The sequence below is a fragment of the Bradyrhizobium sp. BLXBL-03 genome, from assembly GCF_051853015.1.
Taxonomy (GTDB): Bacteria; Pseudomonadota; Alphaproteobacteria; order Rhizobiales; family Xanthobacteraceae; genus Bradyrhizobium; species Bradyrhizobium manausense.
This window is the reverse complement of record NZ_CP182470.1, coordinates 8,276,053-8,293,412: the sequence shown is the minus strand read 5'-3', so window position 1 is coordinate 8,293,412 and position 17,360 is coordinate 8,276,053. Positions and strand designations below refer to the sequence as shown.

Below are 17,360 nucleotides of genomic sequence, written 5' to 3'. Positions count from 1 at the left end.
TAGCGATTTGCACAGCCTGACGGACATTGCAATTCGACCTTACGGCTGAGGCGGCTGCTCGCAAGCTCTGCATCATTTTTTAACCTCGCCGCGCCGCGAGCCGCGCGCCGCCGGCCTCGATCTGCCAGTCCGACCGCGCCTCCTCGGCGCTCTCGAAGATGTGCGGCGCGACACCGCGCCGCTCCAGCGCTTCGCCGAGCTTGATGCGCAGGAAACCGGAGGTCGTGTAGCGCGACACGCCGGTATAGAAGCGGTCGACCAGGCTGCGCACCATGGCCGAGTAATCGTCCAGCAGCTCCGGCAGGATCGAGAAGTTGTCATAATTGACGATGGCGTAAACCTTGCGGCCGAGCGGGGCGAGCCTGGCCTCGACGGTGCGCGCGATCGCATCGATATCGGCCTTGCTGCGCAAGGGATAGCGCTCCAGGTTGATGAAGAACAGGTTCTGCTGCTCGTCCAGCGCAAAACGCTGGTCGAGCGGAATGGTCAGCAGCCGCTCGCGCAGATCCATGGGACCGTCGCGGAAGATGCGGGCATCCATCAGGCTCGGCTCGCGCGGGATCAGCGGCTTGAAATCCATCAGGCGCAGGATGTCGCGGTCGATGTCGATGCCGGGCGCGACTTCCGTGAGCTCGAGCCCGTCGGGCCGCAGCGCAAAGACGCAGCGCTCGGTGACATAGAGCACAGGTTGCCCGCGCGCCGCGGCAAAGCGGCCGCTGAAGGTCACATGCTCGACCTTGTCGACGAACTTGCGCGACTTCGCCTCCTCCACGATGGCGAGCTTGCCGTCGTTGACGGCGATGCGTTGCCGGCCGGCGGCAAAGGTGCCGACGAACACGACCTCCTTGGCATTCTGGCTGATGTTGATGAAGCCGCCGGCGCCGGCCAGCTTCGGCCCGAACTTGCTGACATTGAGATTGCCGGTCCGATCGACCTGCGCAAGCCCGAGGAAGGCGGCGTCCAGCCCGCCGCCGTCATAGAAGTCGAACTGATAGGGCTGGTCGATCACCGCCTGGGTATTGATTGCCGCGCCGAAATCGATGCCGCTTGCGGGGATGCCGCCGATCACGCCAGGCTCCGCCGTCAGCGTGATCAGGTCGATGATGCGCTCTTCATTGGCGACGGAGGCGATGCCCTCGGGCATGCCGATGCCGAGATTGACGACGCTGTTGGCCTGCAGCTCGAAGGCCGCGCGGCGGGCGATGATCTTGCGCTCGCTCATCGGCATTTCCGGCAGCGAGGCGGTGCGCACGCGAATCTCGCTGGAATAGGCCGGATTATATGGCGTGCCAAAGGTCTGCCAGTGATGCTCGGGCTTGGCCACGACGACGCAATCGACCAGCACGCCGGGGATCTTGACCTGGCGCGGATTGAGGCTGCCGCTCTCGGCGACGCGCTCGACCTGGGCGATGACGATGCCGCCGGAATTGTGCGCGGCCATGGCAATCGCCAGCGCTTCCAGCGTCAGAGCTTCCTTCTCCATGGTGAGGTTGCCGTCGGGATCGCCGGTGGTGGCACGGATGATCCCGACATTGATCGGGAACGTCCGATACAGCAGGCACTCCTCGCCGCGCAGATTGATCAGCTCCACCATGTCCTCGGTGGTGCGCGGATTCAGCTTGCCGCCGCCGTTTCGCGGATCGACGAAGGTGCCGATGCCGACGCGGGTGACGTGAGCCGGACGGTGGGCGGCGATGTCGCGGAACAGATGCGTGATCACACCCTGCGGCAGATTATAGGCTTCGATCTGGTTCGCGATCGCGAGCTGCTGCAATTTCGGTGCAAGGCCCCAGTGTCCGCCGATGACGCGGCGGACCAGGCCCTCATGGGCAAAATGGTTGAGGCCGCGGTGCTTGCCGTCGCCCTGGCCCGCGGCATAGACCAGCGTGAGGTTGCGCGGCTTGCCTTGCGTGTAGGGCGCATCGCCCTCGTTCGCCAGATAGAGCTCCTCCAGCGCGATTGCGATCTCCTCGGCAAAGCCGATGCCGACGAAGCCGCCGGTGGCGACCGTGTCGCCGTCGCGAATCAGCATGACGGCTTCAGCCGCCGTGACGATCTTGCCCTTCTCTGAATGGGGCAGGTAAGCCAAGGCTGGGTGCTGGCTCATCGCATTCCCTCCCGTGTTTTCCGCGGATCCTATGGTCCGCTCTTCTTGCTTGGTTTGATCTGTATCACGGGAGCGGCGAGCCGCTCCCGTGCCGTGAGCGCCGGCTCATTCAGGGCTGTCAGGCCTTGCGCGTTTCGGTGGCGAAATAGACCGAGACCACCGTGATGATCGCGAGCCCGATCATGTAGAGCGAGATCGGCCAGGTCGCGGGCGCATAGGCTGTCATCAGCCCCGTCGCGATCAGCGGCGACAGCGCGCCGGCGAAGATCGAGGCGAGGTTGTAGCCGAGCGAGACGCCGCTATAGCGCACCTTGGTGCCGAACAGCTCCGACAGGAAGCTCGCCTGCGGGCCGTACATCGCGGCGTGTCCGATGGCGAGGCCGAGCACGATCGCGATCCATGCATATTGCGGATTCTTGGTCGCCAGCAGCATGAACAGCGGGAACGACATCAGCGCCGAGAACACCGCGCCGAAGATATAGACCGGCCGGCGCCCGACCTTGTCGGACAGCGCGCCGAAGGCCGGAATGGTGAAGGTCTCGATCGCGGCTGCGATCAGCACCCCGTTCAGCATGTCCTGCTTTTGCATGCCGAGCGATTGCGTCGCATAGGCGAGCACGAAGGTGGCGTAGATGTAGAAGAAGCCGTTCTCCGCAAAGCGCGCGCCCATCGCCAGCAGGATGTTCTTCGGGTACATCCTGATCGCCTCGAGGATCGGCATCTTCACTTCCTGCTTGGTGTCCTTCACCTTCTGGAACTCAGGCGATTCCGCGATGGTGAAGCGGATCCAGAGACCGACCACCACCAGTGCGATCGAGAACAGGAACGGAATGCGCCAGCCCCAGGCCAGCAGCTGCGCGTCCGTCAGCATCGCCGAGACCACCGAGAACACCAGCGTGCCGAGCACGAGGCCGAGCGGCGCGCCCAGCTGCGGCCAGCTGCCGTAGAAGCCCTTCTTGTCTGCTGGCGCGTGCTCGACCGCCATCAGCACCGCGCCGCCCCATTCGCCGCCAAGGCCAAAGCCCTGGACCAGGCGGCAGGCGATGAGCAGGATCGCGGCCCAGATGCCGGCGGTGTCGTAGGTCGGCAGGAATCCGATCGCCGCCGTCGCCGCACCCATGATCAACAGCGTGAGATAGAGCATGGTCTTGCGGCCGATCTTGTCGCCGTAATGACCGAACACGACCCCGCCGAGCGGACGGGCGATGAAGCCGAGCGCATAGGTCGCGAACGCCAGCAGCGTACCGATCATCGGGTCGAAAGTCGGAAAGAACAGCTTGTTGAAGATCAGCGCAGCGGCGGTGCCGTAGAGGAAGAAGTCGTACCACTCGATCGCCGTGCCGATCAGGCTGGCGGTGGCGACGGTGACGTGTGACGGGTGTCGTGCTTGAAGCTGATTGACGGCGATCGCTCCACTCATCTGGCGTTCTCCCTGGTTGCGAATGCGCATGTGCAGCATGCGTCATTGTGCAAAGCGAAGAGCAAGCTCTGCGCCAGATGCCATAGGTTTGCGCAAATGGGCGGAAAATCCAGCAGATTCAGCGTGGGCGGCGCCGCCGAGGCACAATGCGCCATGTCAGGAATCCGAGACTCCGGACACGCGGTGTCTCGAAACTCAGACGGGTGTGGCGCCCGAGGCGAGGCCGAACTTGGCGAGCTTCTTGTAGAAGGTCGCGCGCGAGATCTGGAGCATCTTGGCGGCTTCCGAGATCTGTCCGTTGCTCGCGGCAAGCGCCTGCTCGAGCGTGTGCTTCTCGAACTCGGCTTCGGCCTCGGCATAGGGCAGGACGAGACCGGTCGGGCGCGACGGTGCCGCCGGTATCATCTCCGCGCTCACGGGGAGAATGCGATCGAAATCGTCGCTGGTGAGGCGTCCCGAATCGCTCAGGATCAGCGCGCGTTCCAGGATGTTGCGCAGCTCGCGGACATTGCCGGGCCAGCCGTACCGCGCCAGCGCAGTCAGGCCGCTCGGCGTGATCCTGGCGTTGAGATAGTCGCCGGATGCGCTGATGTCTTCGAGCAGCCGGCCGCAGATCTCCGGCAGGTCGTCCAGGCAATGACGCAGCGGCGGCAGCACGATCGAGAGCACGTTGAGCCGGTAGTAGAGATCGGCCCGGAACGCCCCCTCGCTGACCCGCTTGTGCAGGTCGACATTGGTGGCGGCAATCACCCGTACGTCGACCCTGGTGACCTTGTCCGAGCCGAGCGGCTCGATCTCGCGCTCCTGCAGAACGCGCAGCAGCTTGGCCTGCAATTGCAGCGGCATCTCGCCGATCTCGTCGAGAAACAGCGTGCCGCCGTCGGCGATCCGGAATTTTCCGTCGCGCCCCTTGCGGTCCGCACCGGTGTAGGCGCCGGGCGCCGCACCGAAGAACTCCGATTCGATCAGCGTGTCCGGGATCGCCGCGACGTTGACGCTCACGAAAGGCTTCTCCGCGCGTGCGGATGCATTGTGGATCGCCTGCGCCAGCATCTCCTTGCCGGTGCCGGTCTCACCCGTGAGCAGGACCGTCACGCTTTGGCGCGCGGCGCGTGCTGCAAGTGTCTTGGCCTGCGCAATGCCTGCGGTGCTGCCGACATAGTCCTCGAAGGTGAAGCGCGCGGCGCGCGCGTGCGACAATTGCCGTCGCGCCAGCCGCAGGTCGTTCTCGAGCTGGGCGACGCGACCGAGCAGCGGCTTCAGGCCTTCGAGGCGATCATAAAGCACGAAGCCGATCGCACCGATGATGTTCCCTCTCTCGTCCTCGATCGGCATCCGGGTCACGACCAGTTGCTGGCCGCCGAGCTCCATGATGTCGAGGATGATCGGCTCGCCCGTTTCCACGACCCTGCGCAACAGGCTGTTGGGGATCACCTCTTCGATCGGGCGGCCGAGCGCCTCGGATTCATGCGAGAGGCCGATCGCGGTGACGTATTTTTCGTTGACATAGACCACGCGCCCGCTGCGATCGATCGCGATGGCGCCCTCACAGAGATGCTCGAGCCGCTCGAACAGCGTCTCCATTGCGCGTGCGCGGATATAGGCGGGATCACTGACGACGGAAGAGGGACCGGACATGGCGTACCTCGGGAGGCCTGCCTGTGTATTACCAAAAGGGCAGCGATTTCAAAGGGAAATCGACGTGACTGGGTTAATGCGGTGGTCGGTTCGCCCGCGATCTATGTCCCCTCACCCTGAGGTGCCGGAGCGTAAGCGGAGGCCTCGAAGGGCGACGAGCCCGGCTGACACCTCGGCCGTACATCCGAGGCTCCCGGCGCGATGCTGTGGCATCGCGCCACTCGCGCCTCCAGCGACAATGGCTTCGCCATTGCGCGGGGATGACGGGGTCAGGAGCTCAATGCGTGAGAGACCCGCCGCGCCCTACCTTCGATACCGGCTCGCCCGTGAATAGCCCTGGCGGTTCTGCTGCATTGGGCGGGCGGAGACGCTGGCGCGGGATTCACTGGAGACGGGGCTGGCGAGCTTCAGCTCCTCCAGGAAGATGGGCCGCGCGAAATAATAGCCCTGCGCGTAGCGGATCTTGGTCGCGGCCTGCAAATAGGCGAGCTCCTCATAGGATTCGATCCCTTCGGCAATGACCGTCATGCCGAGCGCTTCGCTCAAGGATTCGATCGCGCGCAGAATGCCCTGGCTGCGCGGCCGCTTATGGATGTCGGTGATGAAGGAGCGGTCGATCTTGATCTCGTCGGCGGTGATGTCGGCGAGGGCCGACAGCGAGGAATAACCGGTGCCGAAATCGTCGATGGAGATGCCGACGCCGAGCTTGCGGAATATCGGCAGGATCTCGGCCTGGAAGTGGTTCTTGGCGACAAAGGCGTCTTCGGTCACCTCGATCATGAACCGCTGCGGGAAGCCGGTGTCATCCAGTGCCTGCGCAAAGCTGCGCATGAAGTCTGGATTGCCGGCCTGCTTGGCGGCGACGTTGATGCTGATGGTCGCTTCCGCACCGAAGGTCTCGTTGATCAGGTCGATCGACTTGACGATCTCGGCGAGCACGAGATGAGTGAGCTCATCGATCAGGCCGAGCTCGCCCGCCAGGTTGATGAACGAGCCCGGCGCCTGGATGACCCCCTCGTCGTCGCGCAGGCGCACCAGGGCCTCGATGCCCTTCACGGCCTGGGTGCGGATGTCGACCTTGGACTGGAAGGCGCAGCAGAAGCGCTTCTCGAGGATGGCCATCCGCAGCGACTGCTCGATCTTCATCCGCGCCAGCGCCTCGCGCTCCATGCCAGTATCGAAAAAGGCGCAGGATCCCTTGCCGTTGTTCTTGATGCGGTACATCGCGATGTCGGCGTTCTGGCGCAGCGTTTCGAAGCTGCTTCCATGGTCGGGATACAGGCTGACACCGACCGAGGTCGAGGCGAACACTTCCGAATTGTCGATGAAGAACGGAGCCGTCAGCCGCTGCAATGTCGTTGACATGAATTCGGCGACTTCCTCCTGGCTCCGGATGGGCGAGAGCAGCAGCAGGAATTCGTCGCCTGAGATGCGAGCCAGCACGTCGGACTCGCGCAGGTCCCGCGCCAGCCGTTTCGAAAGCTCGACCAGCAGCGCGTCGCCGACGGCGTGGCCGTAATAGTCGTTGATATGCTTGAAATTGTCGACATCGAGAAATGCCAGCGCGAAGCGCTCGTCGCTGCGATCGCGCCAGAGCAGGCTGTTGGCGTGATGTTCGATCACGCGCCGCGAGGGCAGTCCGGTCAGCTCGTCGAAATAGGCCGAGCGAAACAGCTGGTCTTCGAAATTCTTCTGCTCGGTGATATCAGCGGACGCCGAGATCAAGAGCTCGCGGCCGGCGAAGCGGACCGGCCGATGGGTGGTGAGCAACACCTGGCGTGCGGCGCCGTCTTGAAGCGCTTCTTCGGAGACAACAGGATGTCCGGCCCTGAGCGCGCGCTCGCAGGCCTCGCGGCGCTGCGCGAGATCCGGCGAGGGACGGCTGCCGTCCATGCCGAGCTGGGCGGCGGCGACATCGTTCACCAGCAGAAGCTTGCCCTGCGCGTCCTGCACGGTGAGGCCGGCAGGCAGCATTCTAACGATTTCCTTGAGAAATCCGAGCTCGGCATCGCTCGCGCCGTCATATCCATCGTCGTTCATAGAATTCATGAATCTTGTTGTTCAGCGCGCCTTTGCAATGGGCGCGATCATGCGCAGTTCCCTCTTAGGTTTGGTTAAGGGGTCCGCTGAAATACGGGGGTGTTCTTTGAGAAACGCGGCGGGGCGAGGCGCGCCCTCGATCGTCATTAACAGAATGTCAACGGCACTTGCGAAAGCGCGGAGCGAAGCGCGCGGTCGGTTTTCGCATTCCCCGCGGCGCATCCTTCGAGACGCCCGCCTTTGGCAGGCCCTCAGGATGAGGACTGAGTGTGTGGCTTTGAGCGCGCGCCGATGCTCATTCAGCCTCATCCTGAGGAGACCGCTGGAAGCGGTCGTCTCGAAGGAAGAGGCGTGCGCGCAAGGTTATTCGCTCTTGGGAATACGGCACTGCATGATGCAGTGCAGCCCGGTCTTCAAATACGAGATCTCGCTCTTGCCGTCGAAGGCTGATAGCGCCGACTTCAACAGCTTGGTACCGAAGCCGGGCGTGGAGATTTCGCCAACGGTCGGGCCCTCGGTTTCGTCCCAGGTGATGGTCAGACGGTCGTCATTGACGGTCCATGACACCTGCAACAATCCGCGTGGGGAGGAGAACGCGCCGTATTTGCCGGCGTTGGTGGCGAGCTCGTGAAACATCAATGACAGTGTCACCGCGAGCTTCGGCGGCAGGAACAGCCGCTCTCCATTGAGGGTGAAGCGGACATGGCCGTACGGGCCGAGCTCGGAGATCAGGAGATCGCGGATGTCACAACCGCCCTTGTCGATCCGCGAGATCAGATCGTCGGTCGCGGCCAGCGAGCGCAGCCGCGGGTCGATCCGGGCCCAGACCTCCGGCTGGTCGTGCAGCACCTGGTGCATCACTGCGTGCACCGTCGACAGCTTGTTCTTCAGCCGGTGCTGCAGCTCGTCGACCAAGAGCTTGCGATACTCTTCCTCTTCGATCAGTCGCCTGGAGATCCGGCGCTGCTCGGCAAGCATCGTCCGATAATGCTCGACGCCCCAGATGGTCAGCGCGCAGACGCCCCAATAGAGCGTCAGCAGCACGAAACGCGCACGATCGGCAAACGCATCGCCGAAATTCAGGACGAAGCCGAGCACGCCGCCGACCAGCGCGGTCACGATGCCGACCCGGAATCCTCCGAAGGCGGCCGCAAAGAACACGGCGGGGAAGTATGGCGTGAAGTAGACGTCGGGGCGCACTTGCGCGAGCCCCCAGCGCGCCAGGGTCGAAAGCAGCAGGCAGGCCAGCGCGAACGCAAGGCTCAGGCCGAGCGGAGGTGTCGCAACGCCCTGCCAGCCCTTGCGGAATTCCTCGATCAGCTTCCCCATGCGCGGCCCGGTTGCGATCTTCGTCCGAAAATCGAGAGGCAGGCCACGATGTTACGCATCCCGGATGCGCAAGCAAAGCTTGCCTTGTCGCCAGGCAGAAGGAACAGTGACGGTTGCGGCGCCCGATGTCGCAGTGGCGTCATCGTTAGGTGTCCGCCATAGGCATCAAAATCATTCGAAAACAAGCACATTCGAGGGCAGGCTTGACGGCCAGGTCGCGGGAATCGCGGGGAGTGACGAGCGGGCTGGATTCCGTGGAAGTCTTCGTTGCCGAAGGTGCCAAAATTGTGATCGCGGGCGGGCGCATATCGGAGGGCGAGACGCTCCCTAGCGCAGAGCGTTTGTCGAGCGGAGATGCCGTAGGGTGGGCAAAGGCGTGCCCTTCGCGCGCCGTGCCCACCAATTGCTCCCAAGTGAAAGATGGTGGGCACGGCGCGCCGCGCTTTTGCCCACCCTACGAGACCGGCGGCTAAACCGCCTTCATCCGCACCCTCAACCCATCCCGCGGCTTCGGGATCGGCCACATCTGCCACTCCGGCTTGTAGCCAGGCTCGAGCGAGACCTCGATGTTCTGCAGGAAGTGCCGCGCAAAGCATTTCGCCTGCATGTAGGCGAAGTGCAGGCCGAGGCACATATGGGCCCCGCCGCCGAACGGAATCCAGGCGAAGCGATGCCGATTGCGCTGGGCTTCCTCGGTAAAGCGCAAGGGATCGAAGCGATCCGGCTCCGGCCAGATATCCTTCATGTGGTGCGTGTAGAGCGGATTGACGCCGACAGCGGTGCCGGCGGGAATCGCAAAACCCTTGAAGCTGAAATCGCGCATTGCGCGCCGCGGCATCGAGGGCACCGGGGGCTTGATCCGCAGCGCTTCCTTGAAGGCCATTTCCGACAGCGGCATCTTCTCAAGAGCGTCGAAGCTGCAGGGCGCATCCGGCCCGAGCCCGAGCGCGAGAACTTCGTTGCGCAGCCTGCTCTGCCAGTCGGGGTTGGCGGCGAGCTCGCCGATGAAGGACGTCAGCGACGAGGTCAGCGTGTCGTGCGCGGCCATCATCAGGAAGCTCATATGGTCGATGATGTCCTGGTCGGACAACAGCGCGCCATCCTCATGGGTGGCGCGGCAGAGATGCGAGAACAGGTCATCGCCGCCGTGATTGCCACGGCGCAGCGGAATCTGCTCGCGGAAATAAGCGATGATGCGCTTGCGCCCCCTCACGCCGGCCGCCATCTGCGTGCCGGGCAGCGGACGGCGGATCGGGGCGACCGCAGCCGCCACCATATCGACGAAGGCGCGGTTGATCTCGTCGACCTCGGGTCCGATGTCGGCGCCGAGAAAGGACGTCGCGGCGAGATCGAGCGTGAGCTGCTTCATCGCCGGATAAAGCCGCATCTCGCCGGGCCTGGACTTCCATTGCGCGACCCGCGCGGAGATGCCGCGATCGAGATCGCTCAGATAGGACTTCATCGGCCCGGACTTGAACGCGACCGACAGCGCCTTGCGATGCAGCCTGTGCTCGTCGAAGTCGAGCAACATCAGGCCGCGCGGAAACAAGAGCCCAAGCACGTGGTTCCAGCCATGGGTCGACGAAAACAGCTTTTGCTGGTCGAACAGCACGAGCTCGTTGGCCTCCGGGCCGAGCAGCACGATGTTGGTCTCGCCGAAAATATGGGTGCGGTAGACCGGACCGTATTTGGCGCCGTTTCGCTCGATATGCCCCTTGGGATCGGCGAGCACCTGAAACGTCTTGCCGATGATCGGCCAGCCTTCGTCGCCGGGAATGTGCGTCAGCTCATTGCGTTTGGGCGCGGTGTAGTGAAGCGCCGACGTGGCCACATTCTGCATCGACATGACGATTGCTCCGGATGGCTGACCCAGAGGATAATAGCACAATACCGGCACGATGACGCGCCGGTTGTTCGGCGCGCGGATTACCGCAAGCGAGGTCGTCGTCCCGGCGAAAGCCGGGACCCATAACCCCAGGGGAGGAGTTGTCGGACGAACTGGTAACTCCAAGCCTTCGCAAAGCTATTGCTGCGGCGTATGGGTCCCGGCCGTCGCCGGGACGACAATGGAGACTGGCCTTCAGCGCCCTACCGCTTCGCCGCTTCCTTCTGCAAATCCGGCGCGTTAACGGCGGGAATCGCGACGCGGCCGGGGCCGGTCACCTTCAGCGCCTCGGCGGCCTTCTCGTTCTCCATGATCTTGGCCATCACGGCCTGGCCGGCACGCTCGAAGATCGCGCGGTTCTCGATCACGAATTTCTGCGACTTGCGCAGGCCATCGATATAGCCGTTGATTTCAGGCACGACATAGCGCGCCACCATGTCCCAGCTGCGGCGCGTGGCTTCCGGATTGGCCCAGTCGTGCACGAATCCGATGATGGCGCCGACGCCGCCGGACACTTCCATCACGTTCTTGATGGTTTTGACGAGATCGTCGGGCGTGCCGATGGTGGAGGCGGCGCCGTCGACGAAGGCGGTCTTGTCCACGGCTTCATCAGGCGAGGAGAACGCGGTCAGGCCCGGCCGTTGCAGCGTGCCGACATTATATTCGTTGTGCCAGCGCATCAGCCCGGCGCCAGCTTCTCTCCGCGCCTGCTCGCGGCTCTCGGCGATGTGGAAGGTCAGCAGAACGCGCCAGTCGGCGCGGTCGACCTTCGTGCCGTGCTTCCTGGCGGCATCCTCGGCGAATTGCCATTGCTGTTGCAGCGACATCAATCCCTGCGTCGTCATCGAGCCGAGCGAGATGATGCCGATGCCGTATTTGCCGGCCAGCGTCATGCCTGACGGCGAGATCTGCGAGGCCACCACGAACGGCATCTCCTCCTGCAACGGCAGGAGCTGCAGCGCGGCGTCGTTCATGGTGAACCAGTCGCTCCTGGCTGTGACACGCTCGCCGTTGAAGAGGCGGCGGATCACCGCGATCGCCTCGTCCTGGCGGTCGCGCTGCGTCATCGGGTCGATGCCGAGCGTATGTGCGTCCGAGGCCAGTGCGCCGGGGCCGGAGCCGAAGATGGCGCGGCCACCGGTCATGTGGTCGAGCTGCACCATGCGCTGGGCGACGTTGAAGGGATGGTGATAGGGCAGCGAGATCACGCCGGTGCCGAGCTTGATCCGCTTGGTGCGCTCGCCGGCCGCGGCCAGGAACATCTCGGGCGAGGCGATCATCTCCCAGCCGGACGAATGGTGCTCGCCGCACCAGAACTCGTCATAGCCGAGCGCGTCGAGCTGCTCGACCAGGTCGAGATCGCGCCGGAACTGGAGCATCGGATGCTCCCCGATCGGGTGATGCGGGGCAAGGAAAGCCCCAAACTTCAGGCGCCCCATGGCGTTCTCTCCGGTTGAGTTTTTTTGTTCGTTGGTTGTGTCAGGCTACGTGCCCGATGCCACGAACGCAATCGCGCGATGTCCCGCGCGGCGGAATGAAAGGCATGCGTGTTTCTTCTTCCTCGCCCCGCTTGCGGGGAGAGGGTCGGGTGAGGGGGGAGTCGCCGCGGGGACGCAGGTCGTTGGGCTGTCGATGGGCTCCCACACCGTCACTGCGAGCGCAGCGAAGCAATCCGGAATCCCTCCGCGAAAAGACGCTGGATTGCTTCGCTGCGCTCGCAATGACGCGTTGAGAGGGCATTCGCGCCAGTGGACAGACGGCTCGCGGAAGCTCCCCTCACCCGGAATTCGAACTGCGTTTGAATTCGGACCTCTCCCCGCAAGCGGGGCGAGGTGAAGAAAGATCACCGCGTCATCCTGTTCCACGCATCGAGGCCGGCGATCTTGTACGCTTCCGCCAGCGTCGGATAGTTGAACGTGTTCTGGATGAAATAGTCGATCGTGCCCTTGAGGTTCAGCACGGCCTGACCAATATGGATCAGCTCGGTGGCGCCTTCGCCGAGGATGTGCACGCCGAGCAGGCGGCGGGTCTTGGTGGAGAAGATCATCTTCATCATGCCGCTGTTCAGCCCCATGATGTGCCCGCGCGAGGTCTCGCGGAAGCGGGCAATGCCGACCTCGTAGGGAATGCCGCGCGTGCGCACCTCTTCTTCCGTCAGGCCCGCGGTCGAGATCTCCGGTACCGAATAGATGCCGTAGGGAAAGAATTCCGGCGGCGCCAAGGGCTCCATGCCGAGCGCGTGGCAGGCGGCGACGCGGCCCTGCTCCATCGAGGTCGAGGCGAGGCTCGGAAAGCCGATCACGTCGCCGGCCGCATAGATATGCGGCACGCTGGTCTGCAAGGTGACAGGGTCGACCTTGATGCGGCCGCGATGATCGACGGCGATGCCGGCCGCCTCCAGGTTGAGCCGGTCGGTGGCGCCGACGCGGCCCGCCGCGAACAGCAGCATCTCGGTGCCGACGTGGCGGCCATCAGACAGATGCGTGACGATGCTGCCTTGCGCATTCTTCTCGATCGACGTCACCTTGGAGCCGAGCCGCAGCGCGACGTTGCGGTCGCGCAGCTCGTGCATGAACTCGTCGATCAATTCCTTGTCGATGAAATCGAGGAAGGTCGGCCGCGGCTCGATCAGCGTCACCGGAACGTCGAGGGCGCTGAAGATGGTGGCGTATTCGACGCCGATCACGCCGGCGCCGATCACGGCGAGGCTGCGCGGCAGCTTCGTCAGCTCGATGATCTCGTCGCTGTCGAGCACGGAATGGCCGTCGAACGGCACGTCGGCGGGCCGGAACGGGCGGGTGCCGCAGGCGATCAGGATGAAGGCGGCCGTCACGATCTTGGTCTCGCCGATGCCGCTGGTGATCTCGACCTCGTGCGGCGAGACCAGGCGTGCTTCGCCATTGGCGGTGCGGACCAGGTTGCGGCTGAACTGATGCTCGAGCACCTCAACCTCGTGGTCGAGTGTCTTCTGCAAGCGGATCATCAGGTCGCTCGCGGCGATGTCCTGCTTCACCCGGTAGGAGCGGCCATAGAAGCCGCGCTCGCGCCAGCCGGAGAGATTCAGCACCGTCTCGCGCAGCGTCTTCGAGGGGATCGTGCCGGTGTGAACGGAGACGCCGCCGACGCGCCGGCCCTTCTCCACCACCAGCACGGCCTTGCCGAGCTTGGCGCATTGCACCGCGGCCCGACGCCCCGACGGGCCCGAGCCGATCACCACCATGTCGTAGTCGTACATCGGATTCGCTTCCAAACCGACTTGCCTTCAAAGCCTTGCAATCTCAGCGGGAACCGACATGCAGCAATCGGGCCAAGGCGACACGGAGGCGGCAAGAGGCGGCCAGTCCTACCTCCGAGGTAATCGCGCCGATGACGGCGATCTGCGAGCTTTGCGCGCAAGTAAATCGCGGAAGGCTCGCGAAAAAATGCATCAAACCGTCACAAAGCCCGTCGATTCGACCCGCCGCTGGTGGGTGCTGGCGATCGTCGTCGCCGCGCAATTCATGTTCGGCGTCGACGCCTTCATCGTCAACGTCGCGATCCCGACCATCGCGGCCGACCTGCGCGCGAGCCCGGCGCAGATCGAATCCGTCATCGCGATCTACCTGATCGCCTATGCGACGCTGGTCGTCACCGGCGGCCGGCTCGGCGATATCCACGGCACCAAGACGATCTTCCTCGCCGGCGTCCTCGGCTTCACCGCGACGTCGCTGTGGTGCGGTTTGGCGCATTCAGGCCTGGAGCTGATCATCGCGCGGCTGGCGCAGGGCGCGACCGCAGCGCTGATGGTGCCGCAGGTGCTGGCGACCTTGCATCTGCTCTTCACCGACGAGTCGCGCAGCCGCGCCTTCGGCATCTATGGCATCGTGCTCGGGCTTGCGGGCGCTGCCGGCTTCCTGCTCGGCGGTCTGCTGGTCACGCTCGACCTTGCCGGCGCCGGCTGGCGATCGGTCTTCTTCGTCAACGTGCCTTTCGGCCTCGTGATCGCGGCGGCTGCGTGGCAGATCATGCCGACAACGCCGCGCCGAGCGGGCACCGGGCTCGACATCAAGGGCAGCATCGTGCTGTTCGCAGGGCTGCTGTGCCTGATCGGCCCGCTGCTGTTCGGCCACGATGCCGGCGGGGCGCCCTGGCTGTGGGCGGCAATGGGAAGTGGCGGCGCGATCCTGTTCGCATTCGTCAAGCTCGAGCACGCCGTCGCGCGCGCCGGCGGCATGCCGTTGATCGATCTGACACTGCTGGCGGATGCCGCGTTCCTGCGCGGGCTTGGTGCTGCGTTGTTTTTCTTCGCGGCCAATCTCTCGTTCTATCTTGTCATGACGCTGTTCATGCAGCGCGGCCTGAAGATCGCGCCGCTCGCCGCCGGCCTTGCCTTTCTTCCGCTCGCGCTGGCTTTCGTCGTCGGCTCGCGCCACAGCGGCGCGCGGGCAAGGCATCGCGGCACCAGGGTTTTGCTCGAAGGCTGCGCGTTGCAGATTGCGGGCCTCGCCGCGCTCGCGCTTGTCGTGGGCATGCGCGATGCGCCAACACCGGTCGCGCTCGCACTCATCATGCTCATCTTCGGCTACGGCCAGGGCCTGGTGATGGCGCCGCTGTCAGGCGCGGTGCTCTCGACCGTCAAGCCTGTCGCGGCAGGCTCGGCCTCCGGCATGTACGGCACGACGGCGCAGATCGGAAATGCGGCCGGAGTGGCCGCGATCGGCGCGGTATTTTTCGCCATCGAATCGTTGCAATCAGCGCGCGCAGGATTTCTCGTCTCGCTCGCGCTGTTTGTGACATTAATCATGATGTCAGCCGCATTCCTGACGTGGATGCGCCGCGTATCTGCACGAAGTTGAGGCATTGCGGTTAATACGTCCGGAAATCTGCGGGAATCCGCGCGATTCCTGCGAGGTCGACAGCACGCGGGCTTTTCATTTCGCACTGCAGCAACTATCTGGTCGGGTAAACGTTGAAAGTCGCCCACCAGGAATTTGCCGTGTCGCTAGCCAGAAATGTCGATCTGTTGAGACGTCTACCAAGGATGGATGGTCTGCGCCTGCCCGACTTCGGCGCAAGCGCTGATTCGACCAGTCCGTTGCAGGAGATCACCGGCTTCGGCGACAATCCCGGCGCCTTGCGCATGTTCGCGTTCGTGCCGGCAGAGCTGCAGAAGCCGCGCGCGCTCGTCGTCGTGCTGCACGGCTGCGGCCAGACGGCAGCGGCTTACGACCTCGGTGCGGGCTGGTCGACGCTCGCGCGTCACTACGGCTTTGCGCTTGTCATGCCCGAGCAGCAGCGCATCAACAATGCCAACACCTGCTTCAACTGGTTCAATCCTGATGACACCGCGCGCGACTCCGGCGAAGCGAAGTCGATCCGCGAGATGATCGCGCATATGGTTCAGGCGCATCGCATCGATCCCAGGCGCATCTACATCACCGGCCTTTCCGCCGGCGGCGGCATGACCTCGGTGATGCTCGCGACCTATCCGGAAGTGTTCGCGGCCGGCGCGATCATCGCAGGACTGCCTTACGGCATCGCCTCGAACTTGCGCGAAGCGCTGGACGGCATGTTTCATTCGCCCCAACGCCCTGAGCGCGAGCTCGGCGACTTCGTGCGGCGGGCCACCGACCATCGCGGGCCCTGGCCGAAAGTGTCGGTGTGGCACGGCAGCGCCGACCGCACCGTCAATCCCGGCAATGCCAACGAGATCGTCAAGCAGTGGCTCGATCTGCACGACCTGCCGCTGACGCCGATGGCCGAGACCAATGTCGACGGCTATCCGCGCCAGGCCTGGTGGAACAGGGACGGCGAGACGCTGGTGGAGTCCTACACCATCACCGGCATGGCCCACGGTACGCCGCTCGGCCTTGCCGACAACGACCAGCGCTACGGCCTCGAAGGCGCCTTCCTGATCGAGGCCGGCATCTCCTCGTCCTACCACATCGCAAAGTTCTTCGGCCTCACCGGCTGGATCCAGGAGGCAAAGAAGAAGGCCGAGGCGAAGCCCGCCGCTCCAGCAAAGGCAGTTCCCGTCCGCCCGCCGGCGCCACATCTTGCCCGCACGATCCGTGTGAAAGTCGCCGAGGAGAAGGCCGCGCCGAAGCGCGAGCAGGCCAGCCGCTTCGATCTCGGCCAGATCATCACCCGCGCGCTGACGGCGGCGGGATTGATGAAGTAGCGCGTCGCGACCTCACATCTCGCCGGTAATGAACGGGTTGGTCATCCGCTCCTGGCCGATGCTCGAGCCGGCGCCGTGGCCGCAGATGAAGCCGACATCGTCGCCGAGCGGCAGCAATTTTGTCTTGATCGAATTGATCAGCGTGGCGTGACTGCCGCCGGGAAGGTCGGTGCGGCCGACCGAGCCGGCGAACAAGACGTCGCCGACATGGGCGAAGCGCAAATCCCCGTTGAAGAACACCACGCTGCCGGGCGAATGGCCGGGGCAGTGCAGGATGTCGAAGCTCAAGGCGCCGATCGAGACGCTGTCGCCCTCGTCGAGCCAGCGGTCCGGCGCGAAATTGCGTACACCGGTCATGCCGAAGCGCGCGCCGCTCTCGACCACGTTGTCGAGCAGGAATTTGTCCGCCACATGCGGGCCCTCGATCGGCACCTTCAGCGCATCGCGCAAGTCCGCCGCGCCGCCGACATGGTCGATATGGCCGTGGGTCAGCCAGATCTTCTCCACGGTGACGCCGCTTTGCTTGATCGCGTCCAGGATCTTCGGCACGTCCCCGCCGGGATCGATCACCACGGCCTTCTTGGAAGGCTCGTCCCAGATGATGGTGCAGTTCTGCTCGAACAGCGTTACGGGGACGATGATCGCGCCGGCCTTCGGCGCTTCAGATCTGGCTGTGGTATCATTTTGCTCGGTCATATCAGCCACAATGCCGATTTTTGCCATGCCGCCAAGCAAAAGATTCGTGCGAGGGACCGGGGAACAGGTCACACGGCCGTCCCAA

11 protein-coding genes and 1 pseudogene are annotated in these 17,360 nt (G+C 64.3%); 3 read left to right on the top strand and 9 right to left on the bottom strand.

The genetic code is table 11. The annotated features are described in order from the left end of the window. Positions 1 to 79 precede the first annotated feature (79 nt). From ACNJX9_RS39005 to ACNJX9_RS38985, 5 genes are all read right to left on the bottom strand, one after another. Complete coding sequence (locus tag ACNJX9_RS39005; protein ID WP_439407355.1) at positions 80 to 2,107, bottom strand: acyl CoA:acetate/3-ketoacid CoA transferase; 2,028 nt, start codon at positions 2,105 to 2,107, stop codon at positions 80 to 82. Positions 2,108 to 2,225: 118 nt separating this feature from the next. Continuing rightward, positions 2,226 to 3,527: an MFS transporter gene (locus tag ACNJX9_RS39000; RefSeq protein WP_439407354.1), complete on the bottom strand. Its 1,302-nt coding sequence runs from the start codon at positions 3,525 to 3,527 to the stop codon at positions 2,226 to 2,228. 195 nt (positions 3,528 to 3,722) lie between these two features. Continuing rightward, positions 3,723 to 5,165 (bottom strand): sigma-54 interaction domain-containing protein, encoded by a 1,443-nt coding sequence (locus ACNJX9_RS38995; protein WP_439407353.1) that lies wholly within the window; start codon positions 5,163 to 5,165, stop codon positions 3,723 to 3,725. Between the two features lie 303 nt (positions 5,166 to 5,468). Beyond that, positions 5,469 to 7,205, bottom strand: coding sequence for a putative bifunctional diguanylate cyclase/phosphodiesterase (locus ACNJX9_RS38990; protein ID WP_439407352.1), 1,737 nt, complete (start codon positions 7,203 to 7,205; stop codon positions 5,469 to 5,471). A gap of 363 nt (positions 7,206 to 7,568) precedes the next feature. Next, positions 7,569 to 8,534, bottom strand: a complete 966-nt coding sequence (locus tag ACNJX9_RS38985) for a sensor histidine kinase (RefSeq protein ID WP_057753908.1) — start codon at positions 8,532 to 8,534, stop codon at positions 7,569 to 7,571. Between the two features lie 223 nt (positions 8,535 to 8,757). On the opposite strand from ACNJX9_RS38985, the pseudogene ACNJX9_RS38980 reads away from it, so the two are divergent. Beyond that, a pseudogene (locus tag ACNJX9_RS38980) lies at positions 8,758 to 8,860 on the top strand (2,5-dichloro-2,5-cyclohexadiene-1,4-diol dehydrogenase); the annotation flags it as partial. A gap of 143 nt (positions 8,861 to 9,003) precedes the next feature. Here ACNJX9_RS38980 and ACNJX9_RS38975 read toward each other — a convergent pair. From ACNJX9_RS38975 to sthA, 3 genes are all read right to left on the bottom strand, one after another. Then, entirely contained in the window at positions 9,004 to 10,380 is a 1,377-nt protein-coding gene (locus ACNJX9_RS38975) for a cytochrome P450 (RefSeq protein WP_439407351.1), read from the bottom strand. Positions 10,381 to 10,622: 242 nt separating this feature from the next. Beyond that, positions 10,623 to 11,858 (bottom strand): LLM class flavin-dependent oxidoreductase, encoded by a 1,236-nt coding sequence (locus tag ACNJX9_RS38970; RefSeq protein WP_439407350.1) that lies wholly within the window; start codon positions 11,856 to 11,858, stop codon positions 10,623 to 10,625. Between the two features lie 404 nt (positions 11,859 to 12,262). Beyond that, positions 12,263 to 13,654, bottom strand: coding sequence for a Si-specific NAD(P)(+) transhydrogenase (gene sthA, locus ACNJX9_RS38965; RefSeq protein WP_439407349.1), 1,392 nt, complete (start codon positions 13,652 to 13,654; stop codon positions 12,263 to 12,265). Between the two features lie 187 nt (positions 13,655 to 13,841). Here sthA and ACNJX9_RS38960 point away from each other — a divergent pair, with 187 nt between their 5' ends. Both ACNJX9_RS38960 and ACNJX9_RS38955 read left to right on the top strand, forming a co-directional pair. Then, complete coding sequence (locus ACNJX9_RS38960; protein WP_439407348.1) at positions 13,842 to 15,254, top strand: MFS transporter; 1,413 nt, start codon at positions 13,842 to 13,844, stop codon at positions 15,252 to 15,254. Positions 15,255 to 15,394: 140 nt separating this feature from the next. Further along, positions 15,395 to 16,579, top strand: coding sequence for an extracellular catalytic domain type 1 short-chain-length polyhydroxyalkanoate depolymerase (locus tag ACNJX9_RS38955; RefSeq protein WP_439407347.1), 1,185 nt, complete (start codon positions 15,395 to 15,397; stop codon positions 16,577 to 16,579). A gap of 12 nt (positions 16,580 to 16,591) precedes the next feature. Here the strand turns inward: ACNJX9_RS38955 and ACNJX9_RS38950 are convergent, their stop codons facing one another. Next, the gene (locus tag ACNJX9_RS38950; protein WP_057750105.1) at positions 16,592 to 17,275 is read right to left on the bottom strand and encodes an MBL fold metallo-hydrolase; all 684 of its coding nucleotides are present in this window, start codon (positions 17,273 to 17,275) and stop codon (positions 16,592 to 16,594) included. Positions 17,276 to 17,360: the final 85 nt, after the last annotated feature.

What these genes read in the sequence shown, in the direction of transcription:
- ACNJX9_RS38970 (WP_439407350.1), bottom strand. Translation starts at nt 11,858, where the DNA reads ATGGGGCGCCTGAAGTTTGGGGCTTTCCTTGCCCCGCATCACCCGATC.
- ACNJX9_RS38990 (WP_439407352.1), bottom strand. Translation starts at nt 7,205, where the DNA reads ATGAACGACGATGGATATGACGGCGCGAGCGATGCCGAGCTCGGATTT.
- ACNJX9_RS38985 (WP_057753908.1), bottom strand. Translation starts at nt 8,534, where the DNA reads ATGGGGAAGCTGATCGAGGAATTCCGCAAGGGCTGGCAGGGCGTTGCG.
- ACNJX9_RS39005 (WP_439407355.1), bottom strand. Translation starts at nt 2,107, where the DNA reads ATGAGCCAGCACCCAGCCTTGGCTTACCTGCCCCATTCAGAGAAGGGC.
- ACNJX9_RS38960 (WP_439407348.1), top strand. Translation starts at nt 13,842, where the DNA reads ATGCATCAAACCGTCACAAAGCCCGTCGATTCGACCCGCCGCTGGTGG.
- ACNJX9_RS38975 (WP_439407351.1), bottom strand. Translation starts at nt 10,380, where the DNA reads ATGTCGATGCAGAATGTGGCCACGTCGGCGCTTCACTACACCGCGCCC.
- ACNJX9_RS39000 (WP_439407354.1), bottom strand. Translation starts at nt 3,527, where the DNA reads ATGAGTGGAGCGATCGCCGTCAATCAGCTTCAAGCACGACACCCGTCA.
- ACNJX9_RS38995 (WP_439407353.1), bottom strand. Translation starts at nt 5,165, where the DNA reads ATGTCCGGTCCCTCTTCCGTCGTCAGTGATCCCGCCTATATCCGCGCA.
- ACNJX9_RS38950 (WP_057750105.1), bottom strand. Translation starts at nt 17,275, where the DNA reads ATGACCGAGCAAAATGATACCACAGCCAGATCTGAAGCGCCGAAGGCC.
- sthA (WP_439407349.1), bottom strand. Translation starts at nt 13,654, where the DNA reads ATGTACGACTACGACATGGTGGTGATCGGCTCGGGCCCGTCGGGGCGT.